Source organism: Brevundimonas sp. (assembly GCF_051858995.1).
GTDB lineage: Bacteria > Pseudomonadota > Alphaproteobacteria > Caulobacterales > Caulobacteraceae > Brevundimonas.
In genome coordinates this window covers 1-22117 of sequence record NZ_JBHYGN010000007.1, presented here as the reverse complement: position 1 = coordinate 22117, position 22117 = coordinate 1, and the positions used below count along the sequence as shown (strand labels likewise).

The following is a 22117-nucleotide window of genomic DNA, read 5'->3' as shown; positions in this document are numbered from 1 at the left end:
TCGGGCGCCGATGAAGGCGCGAAAACAATAGCGGCGGCCCGTTCAGAGCCGCCTTGCGAGCGCGGGCTTATGCCTGAACCGCTCCGGGAGTTCAAGGGGCGATCAGGCCGGAGGGCGAGAGAGCCAGTCAGACCGCGAAAGTCCGTAATAGAAGCTGTTCTTCCACTCGCCCCCGACATTCCACGTCCGCTCCACGAAACCGGTCCGGACAAAGCCCAATCGTTCCAGCAAACGAATCGATGCGGCGTTGTCCGGATCGACGTCAGCGGTCAGGTCCTGCAGGTCCGTGGTCGCGAACACATGGCTGATCGCCGCCTCGGCCGCCTCGCCCGCCAGACCCAGCCCCCAGTGGTCCGGATGCAGGATGTAGCCGATGTCCGGCAGGGCGTAGAAACCGACCTTGCCAATCACCACGCCGTCGCGCTCGATGACGAAGTCCGGGTGCTGGTCGCCATTGGCGATCATGCTGGCCATCCAGACCTCGGTCTGGGCCAGATCGGCGTGCGGCGGCGTGGACCACCACTCGGTCGCCCTCGGGTCGGACAGGACCGCATGCATGGCCGCCAGATCGTCCTCACGGGCCGAGCGCAGCAGCAGGCGGGGCGTCCGGATCTCCATCACAGATCGCGCGTCAGGACCACAAAGGTCAGGTCATCGACGCGCGGCAGGCCGAATCGCGGGTCCTGCATCGGGAAGGGCCGCCGCTCGCCGGTCAGGCGGTAGCCGAGGCGTTCATACCAGGCGATCAGCTCGGCCCGGCTGTGGATCACGGTCATCTCCATCCGCCCGGCGCCGAATCGCTCGCGCGCCACAGCCTCGGCGGCGCCCACCAGCCGACGGCCCAGCCCACCCGCCTGACGATCAGGATCAACGGACAGCATGCCCAGATAGGCGGTCCCCTGCCCCTTGTCGGCGGCGACCACGCATCCGACCAGCTCCCCGGACGCCTCGGCCACCAGCACCACCTGCGTCGTGTCGGCCAACAGGGTCTTCAGTTCCTGCGCATCCGTCCGCTGGCCATCCAGGAGGTCAGCCTCATGGCTCCAGCCACGCCGGGCGCTGTCGCCGCGATAGGCGCTCTCCACCAGCGCATGCAGGGGCTCCAGGTCGGCGGGCGTCGCATCGCGGATCACAGGGTCAGTCATTGTGCAGCATCCCGACTACCGCCTCGCCGATGGCCAATGAACTGGTCAGGCCGGGGCTCTCGATGCCGAACAGGGCCACCAAACCGTCCAGGCCATGATCGTCCCGGCCTCGAAGCTGGAAGTCCGGCTGGGGCTCGCCCTTGCCATGCAGCTTGGGGCGGATGCCGGCGTAGTCCGGCGTCAGCCCGCCCTCCGGCAGGCCGGGCCAGAAGCGGCGGATATAGTGTTCGAACTCGGCCGCCTTGGCCGGATCGACGGAATAGTCCTCGGTCTCGACATACACGAGGTCCGGCCCGAACACCGCCTGCCCGCCCAGATCCTTGCGGTAGTGGGTGCCCAGCGCGCCGGGGATCGGCGGCGGATAGATCAGCCGCTCGAACGGCGCCTTGCCGATCAGCCGGAAATACACGCCCTTGCCGAAATGCCCCTTGGGGATGCGGTCCGCCGGGTAGCCCTCGATGCGGGCCGCCACATCCTGCGCCCCCAGCCCCGGCGCGGTGACCAGCAGGCCGCTCGTCAGGGTCGCCCCGCCCTCCCCTCCAGCTGTAATCGTGAACCCGCCGCCCGGCAGAGCCTTTGCCCGCTCAAACGGCGTGGACAGGACCACGGAGCCGCCCGCGTCCTCGATCTCGCCCTGCAGGGCCAGCATATAGTCGTGGCTGGCGAACAGGCCGCTCTCGGGCGACAGGATGGCCGCATGGGCGTTCAGCCCCGGCTCCATCGCCCGCGCCTGCGCCCCGGTCAGATGCTCCAGCCCCTCGACCCCATTGGCGCTGGCCTGCTGGAAGATGGCCTCGATCCGCTCGACCTCGGCCTCCTCGGTCGCCACGACCAGCTTGCCGCATTTGCGGTAGTCGACCTTGTGGCTGTCGAGGAAGGCGTAGAGCGCCCGGCGACCCTCCACGCAGAATTTCGCCTTCAGCGACCCGGTCGGATAGTAGAGCCCGCCGTGGATGACCTCGCTGTTGCGCGAGGACACGCCCTGACCGATGTGCGGCTCCTTCTCCAGCACCAGCACCGTCAGGCCGCGCTTCGCCAGCGCCCGCCCACACGCCAGGCCGACCGCGCCGGCGCCCACCACCGTCGCGTCGAAGTCGAAGCTCATGCCTTGAACTCGGTTTGGGGTCGGTACCTGCGCGCCGCCTCGGCCTCGAAACTGCTCATCAGGGCCGAGACCGCGCGGTCAAAGTTCGCCTGCAGCATGCCGTTCAGCAGCGGATTGGCAAAGGCGAAGTCGATCATGAACTCCACCCGCGTCCCCTTGGGATCGGGGAAGAACTGCCAGCGGTTCTTCAGATGCCGGAACGGACCGCGCAGCAGGCCGACCTCCACCAGCGGCGCATCGCGGTCATGCCGCACCCAGGTCGAGAACCGCTCGGTCAGGAAGGAGAAGCCCACCGAAGCCTCCGCATCCAGCACGGTCACGCCCGGGCGCTCCTCGCGCAGGTTCCAGACCCGCATCCCCGTGACCCACTTCACGAAGTCCGGATAGGCCTTCACGTCCGCCACCAGCTCCGCCAGCTGATCCGGTTGATAAGGCAGGATTTTCGAGACGCGGTGGACGGCCAAGCGGGGCTCAGCGCCCCGTCTGCGCCAGACGCGCCGCCTTCAGCCGGGCGAAGTCGTCGCCGGCGTGGTGCGAGCTGCGGGTCAACGGCGACGCCGACACCATCAGGAAGCCCTTGGCCCGGGCGATCGCCTCATAGGCCTTGAACTCTTCCGGCGTCACGAACCGCTCGATGGCCGCGTGCTTGCGGGTCGGCTGCAGGTACTGGCCGATGGTGATGAAGTCGACGCCAGCGGACCGCATGTCGTCCATCACCTGCATGACCTCTTCCTTGGTCTCGCCCAGGCCGACCATGATGCCGGACTTGGTGAACTGGTTCGGGTCGCGCTCCTTGACCATCTGCAGCAGGCGCAGCGAGTGGAAGTAGCGGGCGCCCGGCCGGATCTTCAGATACAGGCGCGGAACGGTCTCGAGGTTGTGATTGAAGACGTCGGGCTTGGCGTCGATCATCACCGCCGCCGCCCCGTCCTTGCGCAGGAAGTCGGGCGTCAGAATCTCGATGGTGGTGTCCGGGGCCTGCAGGCGAATCTGGCGCACCACCTCGGCGAAGTGGGCGGCGCCGCCGTCGGACACGTCGTCGCGGTCCACCGAGGTGATCACGACGTGGTTCAGGCCCATCTGCTGGACGGCCAGGCCGACCTTGCCCGGCTCTTCCGGATCCAGCGGCTGCGGCAGGCCGGTCTTCACATTGCAGAAGGCGCAGGCGCGGGTGCAGGTGTCGCCCATGATCATGAGCGTGGCGTGCTTCTGGCTCCAGCACTCGCCGATGTTCGGGCAGGCGGCCTCTTCACAGACCGTCACCAGCCCCTTGGAGCGGACGATCTCTTTGGTGGCGTTATACTGGCCCGAACCGGGCGCCTTCACGCGCAGCCAGTCCGGCTTTTTCAGCACCGCGGTCTCCGGGCGGTTCTGCTTTTCCGGGTGACGCAGTTCGGACGGCGTCTTCTTCAACGTGTCGATCAGGGTGACCAAGGCGGGCTCGGGCTCCGGGGCTTTGAAGCCGGTATGTCGTCTTTCCGTGCGGCGAAGGCAAGGCGCGGTGGAACCTCACGCAAGGTAACGCATCTTTTCAAGGTGAACGCCGCACTCTAGTTTCCCCCGCTCTAAAGCACGGGCGCGGGCACAACGCGTCGACGGAGGATGAGTTTTGCGCGTACCGCTGGAAGCCAAGGTCGGCGAAGAAGGTATTTTCGACGCCCTGATCGCCGCCCGCGAAACCTATGGCGACAAGGAGATCCTTGAGGACCAGGATCGCAAGCCGCTGACCTATACGGGCCTGATCCGCGCCGCCTTCGTGCTGGGTCGCAAGATCGCCGCCATGACCGAGCTGGAAGAGCGCGTCGGCATCCTGCTGCCGTCCAGCATGGGCGTGGTCGTCACCTTCTACGGCCTGCACGCCCACGGGCGGGTGCCGGTGATGATCAACTTCACGGCCGGTGAGCGGAACATCAAGGCGGCGCTGGCCGCCGCGGGCGTCAAGAAGGTCCTGACCGCCAAGCGCTTCATCCAGCAGGCCAAGCTGGAAGAGCTGATCGCCGACATCGAGACGGTCGCCGAGATCGTCTGGCTCGATGACGTGCGCGAGACCATCGGCCTGCCGGACAAGCTGTACGGCCTCGCCGCCGGGATCGCGCCCAGGCGCTTCCGCGTGAAGACCGACGCCCACGCCCCGGGCGTGGTGCTGTTCACCTCAGGCAGCTTCGGCGCGCCCAAGGGCGTGGTCCTCAGCCAGGCCAATCTGGTCGCCAACTGCCGTCAGGTGGCCCAGCACATCGACCTGAAGCCGGAGTGGGTGATGTTCAACCCGCTGCCGACCTTCCACTGCTTCGGCCTGACCGGCGGCGTCCTGCTGCCCCTGCTGCAGGGCATGAAGGCCTTCCAGTATCCCTCCCCGCTGCACGCCAAGCAGATCGTCGAACTGCTGCCGCAGGTGAAGGCCTCGATCCTGTTCGCGACCGACACCTTCCTGAACCAGTACGCCCGCGTCGCCGGGCCGGACGATTTCGACACCCTGCAGTTCGTCGTCGCCGGCGCCGAGCGGGTACGCGACGAGACCCACCACCTGTTCAACACCCGCTTCCACGGCCTGAAGCTTCTGGAAGGCTACGGCGCGACCGAAGCCGCGCCGGTAGTCGCGGTGAACCACCCGGACCGCAACCGCCCGGGCTCGGTCGGCCAGATCCTGCCCGGCATGGAATGGAAGCTGGAAGAGGTGCCCGGCATCGCCGAGGGCGGTCGCCTGTACCTGCGCGGTCCGAACGTGATGGAAGGCTATCTGTCGCCCGACGATCCCCGCAAGATCGAGCCGCTCAAGGACGGCTGGCATGACACGGGCGACATCGTGGACATCGACGAAGAGGGCTATATCGCCATCCTCGGCCGGGTGAAGCGCTTCGCCAAGATCGGCGGCGAGATGGTCTCCCTGACCGCTGTCGAGGGCCTGGCCAGCGCCGTCTGGCCGGAGGCCCGCCACGCCGTCGTCTCCGTCCCGGACAGCCGCAAGGGCGAGAAGCTGGTGCTGGTCACCGACCGCAAGGACGCCGACGTCGCCAGTCTGGCCGAATGGGCCCGCGAGCACGGCGCGCCCGAACTGGCTGTCCCGAAGAAGATCATGCGCGTGGACGACGTGCCGGTGCTGGGCACGGGCAAGACCGACTATGTCGCCATCCAGCAGATGGTCGAGGTCGACAAAGCCGCTTGATGGGGGCGGCCTGACAACAGAGAACATTGTGCGATGGGCCGACTCCGGCCCACATTCCCCTGCTTCTGAAAGCAAAGAGGGAGGGTTCAATGTTCAACAAGTTCTCCGCCTACCAGCCGCAGCTGCTCAGCGTCCTGCGCATCGTCGCGGGCCTGCTGTTCCTGTGTCACGGCACCGCCAAGGTGCTGGGCTTCCCCGCCGTGGACGGCGTTCCGCCGCCGGGCCTCAGCCTCGCGGGCCTGTCCGGTCCGCTGGAGCTGATCTTCGGCGCGCTTCTGGTGCTGGGCCTGTTCACCCGTCCAGTCGCCTTCCTCGCCGCCGGCTTCAGCGCCGTCGGCTACTGGGCGGTGCACGCGGCGCAGGGCCCGTTCCCGATCGTCAACGGCGGCGAGACCATCGCCCTGTACTGCTTCGTCTGGCTATACTTCGCCGCGGCGGGCGCCGGTCCGTGGTCGGTTGACGCCGCCATGGCCAAGAAGGGCTGATCAGCCGATCCTGACGCCCGTCATCGAGATCGATCCACCCTCGATGACGTCGTTGAAGAAGCTCACATCGTCGCCCGGCGCGCGCTGGGCGGCGATGTAGAGCAGCGGCAGATAGTGCTCATCCGTCGGCACGCTCAACTGGGCGTCTTCGGCCAGGTCGATCCAGTCGATCAGGGCCTCGTCGTCGCCCCGCTCGAAGGCGGCCTTCACCGCATCGTTGAAGTGGATCGCCCAGTCATAGGGCTCGCCGCCCGTGCGCTTCCAGGCGCGCAGATTGTGCACGAAGTCGCCTGAGCCGGCGATGACAATGCCCTCGTCCCGCAGCGGCGCCAGACGCTTGGCCAGCTCATAGTGGCCGCGGGCGTCCAGCTGGCGGTTCAGCGACAGCTGGACGATCGGCACATCGGCCTCCGGCCAGACGTGGGCCAGCACCGACCAGGTGCCGTGATCCAGACCCCATTGGGTCGTCTGGATCGCGCCGGTCAGTTCCGACACGCGCGCGGCTAGTGCCGGCGACCCCGGAGCGGGATACTGCATCGCATGCAATTCCGCCGGGAAGCCGCCGAAATCATGAATGGTTTCCGGCTTTTCCTGCGCCGTCACGCCCAGCCCGCCGGTTTCCCAGTGGGCCGAGATCATGACCACCCCCTTCGGCTTGCCCACGGCCTGCCCCAGCGCGCGCCAGGCGTCCGCATAGGGACCGCCCAGCGCGTTCATCGGGGACCCGTGACCGAAGAAGATCGCCGGCTGACGCATCAGCTTACCCGTGCAGCTTCTTCGCCAGTTCGGCGATGTGTTTACCCTGGAACCGCGCGCCGCCCAGTTCAATCTCGCTGGGCAGACGCGAACCGTCGCCGCCGGTAATGGTGGTCGCGCCGTAGGGCGAGCCGCCTTCAACCGAATCCAGCGTCATCTGAGCTTGATAGGAATAGGGCAGGCCCACCACCGGCATGCCGTGGTGCATGAAGAAGTTGTGCAGGCCCTGGAAGGTGCTCTCCTGGCCGCCGTGTTGGGTGGCGCTGGCGGTGAAGGCGCCGCCCACCTTGCCGATCAGGGCGCCTGTGAACCACAGGCCTCCGGCCTGATCCAGGAAGGCGCGCATCTGCGACGCGGCCGACCCGAAGCGGGTGCCGGCGCCGATGATGATGGCGTCATAGTCCTTCAGGTCGTCGATCACCGCGACCGGGGCCTTCTGGTCCAGCTTGTAGTGCGAGGCCTTGGCCAGCTCTTCCGGCACCGTTTCCGGCACGCGCTTGATATCGACGGTGACGCCCTCGACCGAGCCCGCGCCTTCGGCGACGGCTTCCGCCATGGTTTCGATATGGCCGTAAGTCGAGTGATAAAGAACCAGAACGCGGGCCATCGGCCATCTCCTGCAAGTAAAAGCAACTGTCGCAGTGTCTATTTCGGGTGAGCCGCGACGGCGCGCAAGAGGGCTTTGCAAATTCAGTGGCGCTGGATGGGACAGACCCGGTCGTAGAAGGCCTTGTCCGCAGGGACGCTCAGCCCGCGCGACAGCCGGAAGCGGTGCTCGACCACCATAGCCTGCTGCTCAATGTTCAGCCGGTCCCAGTCGCAGTCGTCGGCCAGCGGATAGGCATAGCTGGCGGCGCTGTCCCCTGCCCTCAGCTTGCCGGTCAGCAGGTTCACCCCCTGCTGGGCCTGCCAGACATGGGTCAGCTCATGGATGAAGGTGGACTGCAGCTTCAGCGGCGCGGTCGACAGGTCGGCCGGCAGGATCTTCTCCGGCCAGACGATCCAGTCCCGCCCGAACCAGCGGCCCGGCACGAAGGCCCGATCAAACGGCCAGGGCGACGGCAGGATACGGATGAGCCGATAGTCCAGCGCCTCGCCGAACGCCTCGCGAGCCAGCTCGACCTCGCCGGGCGTCAGCGGGCGCATCAGCTCGGCGGGGGCGGCCCGGCGTAACCGCCCGTCGGGCTGACCCACTCCCAGTGCCAGGGCTCATAGACATAGGGCACGAAGCCGAACCGCTCGGCATTGCGGACCAGCCAGCGATAGGTCGGGCCACGGGTCATATGCAGGCGGCTGGCCGCCGAGGTGTTGTCCACGCCCAGCCCCGGCGCCTGGCCGACATAGAGGTCCACCGCCGTCCCGGTGCGGTGCGGTGAACAGGCCGCGCGGCGCAGGCCGTCGCAATTGCCCTGCTGGGCGCAGCGGGCGGCGTCAGCCTCCGGATCGCGGAAACCCGAGAAGATCTGCAGCAACTCCGGATCGGCCGCGACCTCCGGCACCTCGGCCCGGGCGGCGGCGACCAGCGCCCTATAGGCGTCCAGCACGTCACGGCGCAGCAGGCGTGTCAGACGGTCGGCATGCTCCTCCGACTCGACCAGATAGCCCAGCTGGTACAGCGGCGGCGGGTCGGGGCACGGCTGCTGGTTCACCCGCGCCATGATGAAGGGCCGCCGCTCCTGCCAGACCCCGCGGAAGACGGCGAAGGTGGCCGCGTCGAACCAGCCGGTCGCCGGCAGGCCGTGGCTGTACTGGAACTCCGCCAGCGCCCGGGCGAAGCGGGTCGTGGACGGGGCGCAATCGGTGCCGAGCTCCTTGTGGATCAGCGGCAGATAGGTCTCCCAGCCGAACTCCGTGGCGCTGAACGGCGCCCATTCCAGACGCTGGAACGAGACGGCGTTGGCGAAGGCCGGGCCGTCCCACTCGATGGGATCGGCGGCGCACTGGTCCTGCGTCTGGGCCGAGGCGGCGCCGGCCGCGCACAGGCCCGCGGCCAGAACGGCGCAGGCGGCGAGTCGCGTCAGGAAGGAGCCCCGGATCATGCGCCGATGGTGGCCTTGAGATCGTGTCCGCCGCAAGGCCCTTCACCGCTCGCGCGCGGACGGCAAAGGCGGCATGCTGGCCCGGACGGTCGACTCGGGACCGTCGCTCCGGACCTGTCCATGACCGACGCCGCTCCGCCCGCCCCCAGGCCAACCGCCCCGCGCCGTTCCAACGCCGTGCTGGCGGCCTTCTCGACCGTCTGCCTGCCGCTCGCGGCCTTCGGCGTGGCCCTGCCGGTCACCCTGCCGGACTTCTACGCCACCTTCGTGGGACTGGAGTTGGGGGCCGTGGCGGCGATGTTCATGATCGTGCGCGTGATCGACATCACCTTCGACCCCTTCATCGGCTGGGCCATGGACCGGACCAAGAGCCGGTTCGGGCGCTATCGCCCGTGGCTGGTGCTGGCGACGCCGATCCTGATGCTGGCGGCCTATATGATGTTCGTCGCCGTCCAGCCCGGCGCGCCGCCGATCTTCCTCTTCGCCTGGCTGCTGGTCCTGTACCTCGGTTTCTCGATCGGCACGCTGAGCCAGTTGGGCTGGGCCGCGGTCCTGGCGCCCGAATACGACCAGCGCAGCCGCGTCTATGGCTGGTGGCAGGTGTTCAACATCATCGGCGTGGTGCTGATCCTGATCCTGCCCACGGTGGTGGAGAAGACCGGCATCGGAGACTACGCCGCCGGCGTCCGGATCATGGGTTGGGCGATCGTCATCGCCCTGCCGGTGACCGTGGGCCTGGCGTTGCTGGCCGTTCCCGAACCCGTCACCAGTGGCGGCCAGCCGCACGGCAGCCTGGGCGCCTATGTGTCGCTGTTCAGGAAGCCGGTGGTGCGCAAGCTGCTGTTCGCGGACCTGCTGCTGGGCATCGCGCCGGGCATCACCGGCTCGCTGCTGTTCTTCTTCTTCGGCCAGATCAAGGGCTACGACCATGCCCAGGCCGGACCGCTCATGGTCCTCTACTTCATCGGCGGTTTGTGCGGGGCGCCGTTCTGGGCGTGGCTGGCGACGCGGGTCGGCAAGGATCGCGGCCTGGCCATCGCCGGGATTTCATCGGCCGTCCTTTATCTCGGGGCGACGCTGGCGCCGGGGCACAATTTCGTCCTGACCGCCGTCGTCATGTTCATCGCCGGCCTGCCCTATGCCGCCGGCCTGTTCCTGACCCGCGCCATGATGGCGGACGCGGGCGACGAGGAACGCTACGAGACCGGCGTGGACCGGACCGGGCTGATGCTGTCCATCCTGTCGGCCACGACCAAGATCGGCCACGTCGTCGCCCTGGTCCCCTACCTGATCCTGCAGTGGGTGGGCTTCAAGGCGATCCCGCCGCTCGGAGGCAATAGCGAGATGTCGCTGATCACCCTGCAGGTGCTCTTCGTCCTTGTCCCCGCCCTGTTGATGGCGGCGTCGGCTTGGGTGCTGAAGGGCTATCCCCTGACCGCGCAGCGGCATAACGAAATCCGCCAGGCCCTCGACGCCCGCGACGCCAACCCCGAGACCCCATGACCACGCCTATCGACCGCCTGAACGCCATCATGGCCCGGCTGCGCGCCCCCGTGGGCGGCTGTCCCTGGGACATGGAGCAGACCTTCGAGACCATCGCGCCCTATACGCTGGAGGAGGCCTATGAGGTCGCCGACGCCATCGAGCGCAAGGATTGGACCGAGCTGAAGTCCGAGCTGGGCGACCTGCTGTTCCAGGTGGTCTTCCACGCCCGCATGGCCGAGGAGCAGGGCCTGTTCGTCTTCGACGACGTGGCTGAGGCCATCGCCGACAAGCTGGAGCGGCGGCACCCGCACGTCTTCGGGGACGAGGCGGCCAAGGCGGACGGCGCGGCCCAGAAGGCCCGGTGGGAGGACATCAAGGCCGCCGAGCGCGCGGCCAAGGCCCAGCACGGCGTGCTGGACGACGTGCCCGTCGGCCTGCCCGCCCTCGCCCGCGCCGCCAAGCTGACCAAGCGCGCCGCCCGCGTCGGCTTCGACTGGCCCTCGACCGACGAGGTCTTCGACAAGCTGCACGAGGAGGTCGCGGAGCTGCGGGCCGAGATCGCCGCGGGCGATCTGGACAAGGCGAAGGGCGAGGTCGGCGACCTGCTGTTCGTCGTCGCCAACCTGGCCCGCAAGCTGGGGGTCGAGCCCGAGGACGCCCTGCGCGGCTCCAACGCCAAATTCGTGCGCCGCTTCGGCTTCATCGAGGCCGAGCTGGCCAAGGCGGGCAAGACGCCGGAGCAGTCGGACCTCGCCGAGATGGACGGCCTGTGGGACGCGGCCAAGGCGGCGGAGCGGGCATGACGGCGGACAAGCACGACCCGGGCGGCAAGGTCCGGCTGGCCCTGATGCCGGGGGTCAACGGCGACGCGACCTTCAGCGCCGATGGCCGCTATCGCCAGCTGATGCGGCGCTGGCTGGGAGACGTCTTCCCCGAGCGCTACGTCCTGTTCATCGGCATGAACCCCTCGACGGCGGACGCCACGGTCAATGACCCGACCTGCGCCCGCGAGTGGACCTTTGCACAACGGGAAGGCTTCGACGCCATGGTCAAGGCCAACGTCGGCGACTACCGGGCGACCGACCCGAAGATGCTGCTGGCCCCGGGGGTCGAGGCCTCCTCGCCCGACAACCTGCCGGCCATCCGCAAGGCGGCGGCGGGGGCTGGGCTGGTGGTCCTGTGCCACGGCAAGCTGAACAAGGCGCTGGCCCCGGCGGGCAAGGCCCTGATCGAGGCCCTGCGCGAGGACGGCATCCCCCTCTGGTGCCTCGGGACCAATGGGGATGGGAGCCCGAAGCATCCCCTGTACCTGCGGGCCGACACCCCGCTGAGGCCCTACCAAGCCTAGCTGTACCTCAGCTCCTGCAGGTCGATCTCGCGGATCAGCTTCTTGGCCGTGACCTCGTCGATCTCGCGGCTCCGGGCCATGCGGCGGAGCTCGTCGCGCTCGGCGTTCAGGCCAACGAGGCGCAGCTGGCGCTCGACCGCGTCGCCGAGGCGGGCGGCCTCGACATCGTCCTCGTCCGTGCGGGTCCGGCTCTCGATGCGGTGACGGTAGATCTCCATCAGGCGGCTGGCGACGTCGCTGTAGAGGTCCGGGTTGGGCTTGCCCTCGGCGAGGTCGTGGGAGGCGTCCTCGATGGCCATCAGGGCCGCCTGTGCGGCGGTGACGCGACCGTGGTCCTCCTCGCGCTGGTGCGACGGCTCGGGCGGCAGCTCGACGCCCTGAAGCAGCCTGGGCAGGGCGAGGGTCGCCACCACCAGCGAGACGATGATGACCGAGGCGGCCAGGAAGATGGCCAGCGTTCGCGCGGGCATGGGCGTGCCGTCCTCCAGCGCGAAGGGGACCGTCAGGATGCCGGCCAGGGTGATGGCCCCGCGCACGCCCGCCAGCGACATGACGGCGGTCAGGCGCAGGCCGACCTTGGGCGGCGCCCCCTTCTGGCGCTTGCGGAACAGGGTCAGGCGCAGGGAGGTCCACACCCAGATGAAGCGCAGCACGGCCAGGGCCACGAAGGTGGCCGCGACATAGACCGCCAGCCACCAGACCTCGGGACGGCTGGTCCCGGCCACGATCTCGGCCGAGCGCGAGAGGATCGACGGCATCTGCTCGCCGAGGATGACGAAGATCAGGCCATTGGCGACGAACTGGACCGTGTCCCAGACGACGGCGCGGCGGATGCGGGTCATGGCCAGCGACTGGCCCCGCGCCCCGCCCCGCTCGGTGAAGCTCATGGTGATGCCCGCCGCGACGGCGGCGAGGATGCCCGAGGCGTGCAGCTCCTCGGCCACGAGATAGGCGGCGAAGGGGATCAGCAGGCTGATCAGGATCTGGGCGCCGACGTCCTCGCCCCAGCGGCGGCTGATCCAGCCCTTGATCGTGCTGATGACCAGGGTGACGCCCACGCCCGCCGCGACGCCCGCCAGCGCCAGCCACAGGAAGCTGCCGATCGCCTGCGTCAGGACGAAGGTCCCGGTCGAGGCGGCGACGATGGCCAGCCGCATGGCGGTCAGGCCGGTGGCGTCGTTCAGGAGGGACTCGCCCTCGAGGATGTGCATCAGCCGCTTTGGGATCGGGGCGCGGGCGGCGATGGCCTGAACCGCGATGGGGTCGGTCGGCGACAGGATGGCGGCCAGCGCGAAGGCCACCGCCAGCGGCATCTCGGGGATCATCCACCAGAGCAGGAAGCCCAGGCCGACGACGGTGAAGATCACCAGCCCCAGCGCCAGCTCCAGGATGACGGCCCGGTCGCGGACCAGCGTCTCCCTGGGAATGCGCCAGCCGTCGAGGAACAGCAGCGGCGGCAGGAAGAGCAGGAAGAAGATGTCCGGCTCGAGGTCGACAGAATGGCCGGTGACCAGCACGATCCCGGCCCCCAGAGCGATCTGGACCAGCGGCAGGGCGATGCGGGTGATGCGGGCGACGGACCCCGACACCACGACAGCCAGCAGCAACAGCAGGGTGGTCTCGATCAGGTGCATCCTGATCCTTCTCGATCAAAATTTTTTTGAGTGCGCTTTAGTGGACATTTCGGCGGGGAAGCCTCGCCCGAAGTCAGCCGCCAAGGCGCACGCCCGATCCTTTCCTAGACAGTTCGTCCTCAGGCTCCAACCATCCTACAGGGGCCATCCGTCAAATTTGGTCGTATCGGAAATGGAAAGCGCCTGCGCCGGTGCGAGCGTGAACCCGCGCCGGCGCAAACCGTCTGATCAACCGGCGCTGAACTGCCGCTCGTACCGGCCCAGAGCCGCCGGGTGCAGGCGGACGGTGACGTGGGTGCGGCCCTCGTCGTCCGTCTCGCGGCCCGTGACCCGACCATTGGCGTAGAGCCAGGCCAGGGCCTCGCCCTGCTGGGGTTCGAGGGTGAACTCACTTTCCGGATCGTCGTCGATGAGGGAGGCGATGGTCTCGCGCAGGGGATCGACCCCCTCCCCGGTCCAGGCCGAGACCGCCACGGCCTTGCCCTGCGCCCGCAGGCGCTCGGCGTGACCGAGGATGGTCTCGCGGGCGTCCTCGTCCAGCAGGTCGATCTTGTTCCAAACCTCCAGCACCCGGCGGGTCTTGCCCTCGACGGCGGGGATCTGGTCCAGCACCGCCTCGACATCCTTGGCCTGGGCCTCGGTGTCGGGGCTGGCGATGTCGCGCACGTGCAGGATCAGGTCGGCCTCGCCCACCTCTTCCAGCGTGGCGCGGAAGCTTTCGACCAGCTCGTGCGGCAGGTCGGAGATGAAGCCGACGGTGTCCGCCACGATGGCCGGACGGCCCTGCGGCAGGCGGATGGTGCGCTGGGTGGTGTCCAGGGTGGCGAACAGCAGGTCCTTGGCGAAGACCTCGGACCCCGTCAGCCGGTTGAACAGCGTCGACTTGCCGGCGTTGGTGTAGCCGACCAGGGCGACCGTCGGGAACGGGACCTTCTGGCGGGCCTTGCGGTGCAGGCCGCGGGTGCGGCGCACCTCCTCCAGCTCGGCCTTCAGGCGGACGATGCGGTCGGCGATCAGGCGGCGGTCCAGCTCGATCTGGGTTTCGCCGGGGCCGCCGGTGGAGCCGGTGCCGCCGCGTTGCCGCTCAAGGTGGGTCCAGGTACGGACCAGACGCGAGCGCTCATAGTCGAGCCGCGCCAGTTCGACCTGAAGACGGCCTTCCTTGGTGCGGGCCCGGCGGCCGAAGATTTCGAGGATCAGGCCGGTGCGGTCGATGACCTTGCACTCCCACGCCTTCTCCAGATTGCGCTGCTGGACGGGGGTCAGCTGGTCATCGACGACGACGGCCTCCGCCTCGGCCGCGCGCACGAGGGCGGCAAGTTCCTCGACCTTGCCCGAGCCGAACAGGGTGGCGGGCGCGGTCTTGCGCACGCGCACGATTTCCTCGGCGCGCACATCGAGGTCCAGCGCGGCGGCCAGACCCACGGCTTCCTGCAGGCGCTCCTCCGCCAGCCGGGGGCTGTCGGAGCGTCCGTCAGGATGGATGACGACCGCCCGGATGAGCGGCACGGAATGGTCGATAAGCTTGGTGGTCAGATCAGGTCTCGGAGATGAGTGGGTGAAGAGTGCTAGTGAGAGAGGGCGCGCGCAACATGTCGCCGTCCGCATCACAGCCTGCGCGAATATAGTAAGCGCAGACGTGCACCGCATCGGCTCACATCTCGCTCACTAGCACTTTTCACTCTTCAACCGCCGCAACCGGCGGGACGATCAGTCCTCGTCGGCGTCCGGCTCGTACAGCTGGACCGGGGCCGAGGGCATGATGGTCGAGATGGCGTGCTTGTAGACCAGCTGGGACTGGCCGTCCCGGCGCAGCAGCACACAGAAGTTGTCGAACCAGGTCACGATGCCCTGCAGCTTGACCCCGTTGACCAGGAAGATGGTCAGCGGCGTCTTGGTCTTGCGGACCGAGTTGAGGAAGGTGTCCTGAAGGTTCTGACGCTTGTCTTGAGACATGGCGGGTAGTTCCCGTTCTTGATTGTTCTCCGGCCGGAGGAGCGGCGCGGGACCGGTCGACGCCGGTCCAGCCACCTTAACGGCCCGAACGCGGGGGGCAACCGCCAATCCGGTCAGACCGCGTCCCTTGTCCCGCGTTCGATGTACAGTTCGCGCAGACGGGTCGCGACCGGGCCGGGCTTGCCGTCGCCGATCTTCACCCCGTCGATCGAGATCGCGGGCATGACGAAGGCCCCGGCGGCGGTGAAGAAGGCCTCCTTCGCGCGCTGGGCCTCCTCGACGGTGAAGGCGCGTTCCTCCAGCTCGATCCCCTCCTCCTTGAGGATGTCGAGCAGGGTCGTGCGGGTGCAGCCCTTGAGGATGTTGGCCTGGGTGTCGCGGGTGCGCAGCTTGCCGTGCTCGTCGATGATCCAGGCGTTGGTCGAGGAGCCCTCGGTCACCAGCCCCATGTCGTCGACCATCCAGCACTCATAGGCGCCGCGATCCTTCGCGTGCTGCTTGGCCAGCACATTGGCCAGCAGGCCCACGGTCTTGATGTCGCAACGGCCCCAGCGAATGTCCGGCGTCGTCACCACGGCCACGCCCTTCTCGGCGATGGTGTCGGTCTTCAGCGGGTTGATCGACTTCGAGGTGATGACCACGCTGGGCGGGGTGCCTTCTGGCGGAAAAGGGTGGTCGCGACGCGACGTGCCGCGCGTGACCTGCAGATAGACGATGCCGTTCTTCACCCGGTTGCGCCGGATGGTCTCCTTCAGCACCGCGGTCAGGGCCTCGCGCGACATGGGAATGTCGATGCGCAGCTCGTTCAGGCTGCGGTGCAGGCGGGTCATGTGGCCGTCGAAATCGGCCATGCGCCCGTCGAAGATCGACCAGACCTCATAGACCCCGTCCGCGAACTGGAAGCCCCGGTCCTCGACGTGGACGCTGGCCTGGCTGTGCGGGACGTACTGGCCGTTGACGTAGGCGACGCGGCTCATTCCTCGACGGGTCCTTCTTCCTCTTCCTCGCCGCCCCGGGCGGGCGAGACACCCAGCGACTTGAGCTTTCTGTGCAGGGCCGACCGTTCCATGCCGATGAAGGCGGCGGTGCGGCTGATGTTGCCGCCGAAGCGCATGATCTGGGCGGCCAGATACTCGCGCTCGAACACCTCGCGGGCCTCGCGCAGCGGCAGGGCGATGATCCGCTCGGCGCCCAGGCTGCCGGTGGAGCCGGCGTTGGTCGCCTCCTGCGGCAGGGCGTCGGCGCCGATGGGGTCGTTGATGTCGCCGGTGGCGAGGATCAGCAGCCGCTCCACGTTGTTGCGCAGCTGGCGGACGTTGCCCGGCCACGGGTGCACCTGCAGCACGGCGATGGCGTCATCGCCCAGACGGCGACGCGGCAGCCCCTGCGACGAGGCCAGGCTTTCGATGAAGTAGTCGACCAGCTCCTGGATATCCTCGCGGCGCTCGGACAGGGCGGGCACGCGGATCGGCACCACGTTCAGGCGATGGAACAGGTCCTCGCGGAAGCGGCCCTCGGCGATCTCCTGCTTGAGGTCGCGCGAGGTCGAGGTGACGACGCGGACGTCGACCTGCACGTCCTGCTCGCCGCCGACGCGGCGGAAGCGCTGCTCGACCAGCACGCGCAGGACCCGGCTCTGGCTTTCGCGCGGCATGTCGCCGACGTCGTCCAGATACAGGGTGCCTCCGTGGGCGCGTTCGAACACGCCGATCTTGCGCGGACGGCCGTCGCCGCCCTCCTCGCCGAACAGTTCGACGTCGAGGCGTTCCGGGGTCATGCCCGCCGCCGCGATGGCGACGAACTCGCCGCGCGAGCGGGCGCTGGCCTCGTGGATCTGACGCGCGACCAGCTCCTTGCCCGACCCGGGCGGGCCCGAGATCAGCACGCGGCTATTGGCCGGGGCGACCTTGGCGATGGTCGAGCGCAGGGTCTGGGCGGCGGCGGACTTGCCGATCAGGCCGGTCGGCGCGGCGACCTGGGCGCGCAGGCGGCGGTTCTCGCGCTTCAGGGCCGAGGCCTCCAGCGCGCGCTGGACCACGACCACCAGCCGGTCCGACTTGAACGGCTTCTCGATGAAGTCATAGGCGCCGCGCTGAAGCGCGCTGACGGCGGTTTCGATATTGCCGTGGCCCGAGATCATGACGACCGGCAGGTCGGGATCCAGTTCCTTGATGACGTCCAGCAGTTCGAGGCCGTCCAGCCCCCCGCCCTGCATCCAGATGTCGAGCAGCGCCAGCGATGGACGACGCGCGCGGATGGCGGCCAGGGCCTCGTCGGAGTTGGAGGCCACGCGCACGGCGTGCCCCTCGTCCTCGAGCAGGCCCGAGACCAGTTCGCGGATGTCAGCCTCGTCGTCGACGACCAGGATATCGGCACCGGTGGGTCGCATATCGCCTCGCTATTCAACGGCCGGGACGGCGCCGGACGCTTTCGCGTCCTTCGATCCGGCCGGGGCTTTCACTGGGGATTTCAGGGGGAAGATCAGGCACACGCGCGCGCCGGACAGGGTCTCGGCGTCGGCCAGCTTCAGCTCGCCGCCATGCTCCTCGCAGATGCGTTTGACGATGGCCAGGCCCAGGCCCGTGCCCTTCTCGCGCGTGGTCACATAGGGTTCGGTCAGGCGGTCGCGGTCCCTGGCCGGCAGGCCGGGGCCGTCGTCCTCGATGACGAAGGTCATGGTTGTCTCGTCGACCGACAGCCGGGCCGACATGCCGGGGCCGTCGCCGTCGTCCGGCCTGGGACTGGCCTCGCGCCGGGCCGTCACGGCCTCGCCCGCGTTCTTCAGGATGTTGGTCAGGGCCTGGCCGACCATCTGGCGGTCGGCGTGGATGGTGACCTTGGGCAGGGGCTCGACCAGATCGATGTCAATGTCGGGCACGGCCACGCGTTGGGCGAAGACCGCCTCGCGCAGCAGCTCCGCCGGGCTGACGGCGGTGAAGCGCGGGGCGGGCATGCGGGCGAAGGACGAGAACTCGTCCACCATCCGGCCGATGTCGCCGACCTGCCGGATGATGGTCTCGGTGCAGCGGTCGAAGACCTCGACGTCCTCCTCGACCATCTTGCGATAGCGGCGACGCAGGCGCTCGGCGGACAGCTGGATCGGGGTCAGGGGGTTCTTGATCTCGTGGGCGATGCGGCGGGCCACGTCGCGCCAGGCGGCGTTGCGCTGGGCGGTGACCAGACGGGTGATGTCGTCGAAGGTCAGGACCATCTCGCCCCCGACCCCGCCCTCGATGCGGACCCGCAGGCGGCGGGTCTCGCCGTCGGTGCTGACGTCGATCTCTTCCTCGATATGGGCCTCGGCGCGGCGGGCCAGTTCGCTCAGCTCCGGCGTGACCTCGCCCAGCGGACGACCGATGACGTCCTCGGAGATGCCCAGCAGTTCGACGGCGCTGTCATTGATGGCCGAGACGCGGCGCTGACGGTCCACCCCGATGACCCCGGCCGAGACGCCCGACAGCACGGTTTCGATGAAGCGCGAGCGCTCGACCGCCTCCTCGCTGGCCATTCTCAAGGCCGTCTGCTGGGCCTCGAGGTCGTCGGTCATGCGGTTGAAGGCGGCGGACAGGGTCTTGATCTCGCCCGGACCGTCGTCGGCGTTCACCCGCGCGGACAGGTCGCCGCCCGACACCCGGTCCGCCGCCGCGACCAGCTGGCCGATGGGCGCCGAGATGGCGGTGGCCGCCGACATGCCCAGCCAGACCGCGCCGACCAGCACCAGAAGCGCGGTCTCGAAATAGCTGAGGGCGAAGACGGCCTGGATCCGGGCGCGGCTGTCCTCGGCCTCCTTGTAGGCCACGATGGATTCCCGGGCCGAGGCCACCTGCCCGACCAGGCCCGGCTGCAGCGGCCGGACCACATAGAGGTAGGCGTCGCCATAGGCCGGGAAGGCGCGCAGCCCCCGGATGGCGTCCGGTCCCTCGGTCAGTTGCTGGACCGACGGCTGTTCCTGCGCCTGCGCCTCTTCCAGTGCGTCGCGTGACGGAGCGACATAGGGCGGCGCGTCCGGGCTCTCGCCGCTGGCCAGCACCTCGCCATGCTCGTCGATGATGTAGACGGCCGGATAGCCGAACAGCTCGCCGACCTGGCTGAGGGCGTCCGAGAACTGGATGCGGTTGTCGAAGATCGGCCGGATGCTCTCCAGCTGCTCGCCGATCACCGAGATGTCCGCGTCGATCTCGCCGGAGACGTCGGTGGTGTAGGCCAGGCCGATGGCGGCGCCGTTGTCGACGGCGGCCTGCACATTGTTGCTGAACCACTGGTCCACGCCGCGATTGACCAGCACGCCGAACACCAGGGCGATCAGGATGGCGGGCACCAGGGCCACGGACGAGAACAGGATCACGAAGCGCAGGTGCAGGCGCGCGCCCGCGTCGCCCCGACGGCGGACAAGGCTGAAGGCCCGTCGCCCGACCACCGCGGCCAGCCCGCCGATCAGCAGCAGGTTGGCGATCAGGATCAGCAGCATCAGCTGGCTGATCGAGGCCCGATCACCCTGCCCGCCGAAGCCGGGAGCGACGGCGACCAGCCAGATGGCCCCGATATTGGTGATCAGCGCCAGGGCGAAGGCGACGATGAAGACGTTGCGACGATGGGTTTCCGACCAACCGGCGAACCAGCGCCCCGGCCCGCTCGACGCGGTGGGTGCGGGTTCGACATCAGCGGCGGGTGTGTCCGTCATGCCGCTCCAGCTTTGACCAGCTGTGGCGCAATATCAACACCTGAGTTGCCGGAATGCGCCACTGGAGACCACAGATCCGTCAGGGCCGTCTCGACCTCCTGTGGACTGTCCAGACGACACAGCCGGCTCTTGGCCGCGCGGCGGTCCAGCGGATCAGCCGGCCAGGGTGCCTGCTCGACGTACCAGCCCAGATGCTTGCGGAACATCTTCAGCCCGAGCGGCAGGCCGTAGAAGGCGACCGAGGCGCGCAGGTGCTCGATGACGATGGCCAGCCGCTCCTCGCGATCCGGCTCCTGCAGCACCGTCCCGTCGGCCAGCGCCCGCTCCAGATGCGGCGCCAGCCACGGACGGCCATAGACGCCCCGCCCCAGCATCAGGGCGTCCGCGTTGGATTGCCGCAGCGCCTCGCGCGCGTCCTCGGCGGTCAGGATGTCGCCGTTGACCACCACAGGGATGGAGACGGCCGCCTTCACATCAGCCACTGCGGTCCAGTCGGCCTTGCCGGTATAGAATTGCTGGCGCGTGCGACCGTGCACGGTGACGGCCTTCACCCCGATCTCTTCCGCCCGCTTGGCGATCAGCGGCGCGTTACGGGTGGCCTCGTCCCAGCCCAGGCGCATCTTGACCGTGACCGGGCGGCTGGTGGCGTTCACCGCCGCCTCGATCAGGCGACAGGCCAGGTCCGGCGTCCGCATCAGGGCCGAGCCGCAAGCGGCGCCGGTGACCTCCTTGGCCGGGCAGCCGAAGTTCAGATCGACGATGTCCGCACCCGCCTTCTCGGCCATGCGCGCGCCTTCGGCCATCGCCTCAGGATCACGGCCGACCAGCTGGATCACGGTCAGGGGCAGGCCTTCGCCGACCGCGGCGCGGCGCACGACGTCGGGCCGGGCGCGCGCCAGCTCGGCGGCGGCCACCATCTCGGTCGCGACATAGGCGGCGCCCAGCCGGGAGGCGAGCACGCGGAACGGAAGATCGGTGATCCCGGTCATGGGCGCGGTGAGCACCCGTCCGGGCACCCAAACATCACCGATCTGAAGGCCTGTGGTCATCGGCTCCTTACCGCCGCTCAATGTCCTCTCGTCAAGCACTACGGCGGCGATTAGAAGGCCGGACATGAACTCGCCCCTCCCCGCCTTCGCCGCCGTGGTCGTCGCCGCCGGCTCTGGAACCCGTGCTGGAGGGGCCAAGCAATGGCGGCTGCTCGGCGGCAAGCCGGTGGTGCGCTGGTCCGTCGAGGCCCTGCTGAAGGCGGGCGCGCAGGATGTGGTGGTCGTGGTCTCCGCCGGTTCGGAGGCCGAGGCCGCCGAGGCGCTGCACGGCCTGACCGGCTGGCGCGCCGTGACCGGCGGCGCGGCGCGGACCGACTCGGTCAAGGCTGGCTTGACGGCGCTGGGCGGTCCTGACGACCGGCCCGTTCTGGTGCATGACGCGGCGCGTCCCTTCCTGTCCGCCGCCGTCATCGCCCGTTGCATCGCGGCGCTGGATCAGGCCGACGGCGCCCTGCCCGCCCTGCCCGTCGCCGACAGCCTGCGCCGCGCCAGCCCGGACGGCATCGTCTCCGGCGCGGTCGAGCGCGAGGCCCTGTGGCGCGCCCAGACCCCGCAGGCCTTTTCACTGAAGACCCTGACCGACGCCTTCGCCGCCTGGCCCGCTGATGAAACCGCCACCGATGAGGCCACCATGGTCGAGCGCGCGGGCGGCCGCGTGAAGATCGTCGAGGGCGACGCCCGCCTGATGAAGCTGACCTATCCCGAGGATTTCGCCATGGCCGAGGCCCTGATTCCCCGCACCGTCCGGATCGGTCAGGGCTATGACGTCCACCGCTGGGGGCCAGGCCAGTGGGTGTGGCTGTGCGGGCTGGAGATCCCGCACGACCAGACCCTGATCGGCCATTCGGACGCCGACGCGGGCCTGCACGCCCTGACCGACGCCATCCTCGGCGCCATCGGCGAAGGCGATATCGGCGACCACTTCCCGCCCACCGACGACAAGTGGAAGGGCGCGCCGTCCGACCTGTTCCTGAAACACGCCGCCGGTCTGGTGACCGCGCGCGGGGGCCGCATCTCGAACGTCGATGTGACCCTGATCTGCGAGCGGCCCAAGGTGAAGCCGCACCGTCAGGCCATGCGCGAACGGCTGGCCGAGATTCTCGACATCCCGCTGGACGCCGTCAGCGTGAAGGCGACCACGTCAGAGGGCCTCGGCTTCACCGGTCGCGGCGAGGGTCTGGCGGCCCAGGCCGTGGCGACCGTCGAACTGCCTTCCCGCTAGGCCGAATCGACATTCACCGCATCCAGATCATGGAAGCGGCGATATGGAC

The 22117-nt window shown here is 68.8% G+C and carries 21 protein-coding genes and 1 pseudogene; 6 read left to right on the top strand and 16 right to left on the bottom strand.

Features of this window, described 5'->3' with window-relative positions:
- Positions 1–102: 102 nt before the first annotated feature.
- From ACTIEF_RS04755 to lipA, 5 genes and pseudogenes are all read right to left on the bottom strand, one after another.
- Entirely contained in the window at positions 103–618 is a 516-nt protein-coding gene (locus tag ACTIEF_RS04755) for a GNAT family N-acetyltransferase (RefSeq protein WP_439471048.1), read from the bottom strand.
- Complete coding sequence (locus ACTIEF_RS04750) at positions 618–1145, bottom strand: GNAT family N-acetyltransferase (RefSeq protein ID WP_439471047.1); 528 nt, start codon at positions 1143–1145, stop codon at positions 618–620. Before ACTIEF_RS04750 ends, ACTIEF_RS04755 begins: the two co-directional genes overlap by 1 nt.
- On the bottom strand, positions 1138–2250 hold the full coding sequence (locus ACTIEF_RS04745) for an NAD(P)/FAD-dependent oxidoreductase (RefSeq protein WP_439471046.1): 1113 nt from the start codon (positions 2248–2250) through the stop codon (positions 1138–1140). The genes ACTIEF_RS04750 and ACTIEF_RS04745 overlap by 8 nt, the downstream gene beginning before the upstream one ends.
- Positions 2247–2714, bottom strand: coding sequence for a type II toxin-antitoxin system RatA family toxin (locus ACTIEF_RS04740; protein WP_439471045.1), 468 nt, complete (start codon positions 2712–2714; stop codon positions 2247–2249). Before ACTIEF_RS04740 ends, ACTIEF_RS04745 begins: the two co-directional genes overlap by 4 nt.
- A gap of 7 nt (positions 2715–2721) precedes the next feature.
- A pseudogene (gene lipA, locus ACTIEF_RS04735) lies at positions 2722–3699 on the bottom strand (lipoyl synthase); the annotation flags it as partial.
- Between the two features lie 160 nt (positions 3700–3859).
- On the opposite strand from lipA, the gene ACTIEF_RS04730 reads away from it, so the two are divergent.
- Both ACTIEF_RS04730 and ACTIEF_RS04725 read left to right on the top strand, forming a co-directional pair.
- Positions 3860–5413 carry an AMP-binding protein gene (locus ACTIEF_RS04730; RefSeq protein ID WP_439471044.1) on the top strand — a complete coding sequence of 518 codons (1554 nt, stop codon included), beginning with the start codon at positions 3860–3862 and terminating at the stop codon, positions 5411–5413.
- A gap of 89 nt (positions 5414–5502) precedes the next feature.
- Positions 5503–5898 carry a DoxX family protein gene (locus tag ACTIEF_RS04725; RefSeq protein ID WP_439471043.1) on the top strand — a complete coding sequence of 132 codons (396 nt, stop codon included), beginning with the start codon at positions 5503–5505 and terminating at the stop codon, positions 5896–5898.
- On the opposite strand, the gene ygiD is transcribed toward ACTIEF_RS04725, so the two are convergent.
- The 4 genes from ygiD to ACTIEF_RS04705 form a co-directional block, all read right to left on the bottom strand.
- Positions 5899–6654: a 4,5-DOPA dioxygenase extradiol gene (ygiD, locus tag ACTIEF_RS04720; RefSeq protein WP_439471042.1), complete on the bottom strand. Its 756-nt coding sequence runs from the start codon at positions 6652–6654 to the stop codon at positions 5899–5901.
- Between the two features lie 4 nt (positions 6655–6658).
- Positions 6659–7261 (bottom strand): NAD(P)H:quinone oxidoreductase, encoded by a 603-nt coding sequence (gene wrbA, locus ACTIEF_RS04715; protein WP_439471041.1) that lies wholly within the window; start codon positions 7259–7261, stop codon positions 6659–6661.
- Positions 7262–7344: 83 nt separating this feature from the next.
- On the bottom strand, positions 7345–7800 hold the full coding sequence (locus ACTIEF_RS04710) for a hypothetical protein (protein WP_439471040.1): 456 nt from the start codon (positions 7798–7800) through the stop codon (positions 7345–7347).
- On the bottom strand, positions 7800–8693 hold the full coding sequence (locus ACTIEF_RS04705) for a D-alanyl-D-alanine carboxypeptidase family protein (protein ID WP_439471039.1): 894 nt from the start codon (positions 8691–8693) through the stop codon (positions 7800–7802). The genes ACTIEF_RS04710 and ACTIEF_RS04705 overlap by 1 nt, the downstream gene beginning before the upstream one ends.
- Positions 8694–8813: 120 nt before the next feature.
- Between ACTIEF_RS04705 and ACTIEF_RS04700 the strand changes: the two genes are divergently transcribed.
- From ACTIEF_RS04700 to ACTIEF_RS04690, 3 genes are read left to right on the top strand one after another with little or no spacing between them, the layout of a single operon-like run.
- Entirely contained in the window at positions 8814–10196 is a 1383-nt protein-coding gene (locus ACTIEF_RS04700; RefSeq protein ID WP_439471038.1) for an MFS transporter, read from the top strand.
- Positions 10193–10981 (top strand): nucleoside triphosphate pyrophosphohydrolase, encoded by a 789-nt coding sequence (gene mazG, locus ACTIEF_RS04695; protein WP_439471037.1) that lies wholly within the window; start codon positions 10193–10195, stop codon positions 10979–10981. The genes ACTIEF_RS04700 and mazG overlap by 4 nt, the downstream gene beginning before the upstream one ends.
- A complete protein-coding gene (locus ACTIEF_RS04690; RefSeq protein ID WP_439471036.1) occupies positions 10978–11526 on the top strand; it encodes a DUF1643 domain-containing protein in 549 nt (182 codons plus the stop codon). The genes mazG and ACTIEF_RS04690 overlap by 4 nt, the downstream gene beginning before the upstream one ends.
- Here ACTIEF_RS04690 and ACTIEF_RS04685 read toward each other — a convergent pair.
- The 7 genes from ACTIEF_RS04685 to dusB all read right to left on the bottom strand — a co-directional run bounded on the left by ACTIEF_RS04685 (position 11523) and on the right by dusB (position 20846).
- Positions 11523–13160 carry a Na+/H+ antiporter gene (locus tag ACTIEF_RS04685; RefSeq protein WP_439471035.1) on the bottom strand — a complete coding sequence of 546 codons (1638 nt, stop codon included), beginning with the start codon at positions 13158–13160 and terminating at the stop codon, positions 11523–11525. The two genes, ACTIEF_RS04690 and ACTIEF_RS04685, sit on opposite strands and share 4 nt — an antisense overlap.
- 228 nt (positions 13161–13388) lie before the next feature.
- Positions 13389–14696 carry a GTPase HflX gene (gene hflX / locus ACTIEF_RS04680; RefSeq protein ID WP_439471493.1) on the bottom strand — a complete coding sequence of 436 codons (1308 nt, stop codon included), beginning with the start codon at positions 14694–14696 and terminating at the stop codon, positions 13389–13391.
- A 174-nt stretch (positions 14697–14870) separates the two neighbouring features.
- Entirely contained in the window at positions 14871–15116 is a 246-nt protein-coding gene (hfq, locus tag ACTIEF_RS04675) for an RNA chaperone Hfq (RefSeq protein ID WP_131249128.1), read from the bottom strand.
- A 113-nt stretch (positions 15117–15229) separates the two neighbouring features.
- The gene (locus tag ACTIEF_RS04670) at positions 15230–16093 is read right to left on the bottom strand and encodes a D-amino-acid transaminase (protein ID WP_439471034.1); all 864 of its coding nucleotides are present in this window, start codon (positions 16091–16093) and stop codon (positions 15230–15232) included.
- A complete protein-coding gene (gene ntrX, locus ACTIEF_RS04665) occupies positions 16090–17505 on the bottom strand; it encodes a nitrogen assimilation response regulator NtrX (RefSeq protein ID WP_439471033.1) in 1416 nt (471 codons plus the stop codon). The genes ACTIEF_RS04670 and ntrX overlap by 4 nt, the downstream gene beginning before the upstream one ends.
- A 9-nt stretch (positions 17506–17514) precedes the next feature.
- Positions 17515–19797: an ATP-binding protein gene (locus ACTIEF_RS04660; RefSeq protein ID WP_439471032.1), complete on the bottom strand. Its 2283-nt coding sequence runs from the start codon at positions 19795–19797 to the stop codon at positions 17515–17517.
- The gene (gene dusB / locus ACTIEF_RS04655) at positions 19794–20846 is read right to left on the bottom strand and encodes a tRNA dihydrouridine synthase DusB (protein ID WP_439471031.1); all 1053 of its coding nucleotides are present in this window, start codon (positions 20844–20846) and stop codon (positions 19794–19796) included. Before dusB ends, ACTIEF_RS04660 begins: the two co-directional genes overlap by 4 nt.
- A gap of 64 nt (positions 20847–20910) precedes the next feature.
- Between dusB and ACTIEF_RS04650 the strand changes: the two genes are divergently transcribed.
- Entirely contained in the window at positions 20911–22068 is a 1158-nt protein-coding gene (locus ACTIEF_RS04650; protein ID WP_439471030.1) for a bifunctional 2-C-methyl-D-erythritol 4-phosphate cytidylyltransferase/2-C-methyl-D-erythritol 2,4-cyclodiphosphate synthase, read from the top strand.
- Positions 22069–22117: the final 49 nt, after the last annotated feature.